Genomic DNA, 448 nt, shown 5'->3' with positions numbered 1-448 from the left:
GTAAGCTACGGTGCTGTCACGGGTGGTGGTGTTCTGGTGGGGGACACGTTTGTGGACGGCGACCAGCTACAAGAGATCTTAGAGAACCCCACGAACGGAGTGGTTACGGTGAGTTACACGTTTGAAGTGACAACCAGCGACGGCTGTCCGGTCTCCCCTGCAGGCCAGTTGGCTAGTGTAGATGTTCAGCCCCGTCCAACGATGTCGATCACGAATACGGTTCCTGCTTTATGCAGTGGTTCCTCGACGTCGATCACATTGAACAGTGCAGTTACGGGCAGTTTGATGCGTTTGACGGGTGTGAGTGGCACTGCGGGAGTGACAGGTTTTAGCAGTGTTGGATTGACCTTTGTGGATGGAGATGTGATCAGCGATGTATTGGCGAATAGCACGAGCAGTCCAGTTACGCTGACGTATAGCTTTGAGGTGAGTGATGGTTCAGGCTGTG

General features: G+C 53.6%; 1 protein-coding gene. It reads left to right on the top strand.

The genetic code is table 11. The features are described 5' to 3' along the window. Window positions 1-36: 36 nt before the first annotated feature. On the top strand, window positions 37-448 hold a 412-nt coding region (locus tag FNH22_RS31810; RefSeq protein ID WP_143402576.1), incomplete at its 3' end, for a hypothetical protein.

Source organism: Fulvivirga sp. M361, assembly GCF_007097395.1.
Taxonomy (GTDB): Bacteria; Bacteroidota; Bacteroidia; order Cytophagales; family Cyclobacteriaceae; genus Fulvivirga.
Note: the sequence above shows the minus strand (reverse complement) of the source record. Positions and strands in the feature narration are given on the sequence as shown.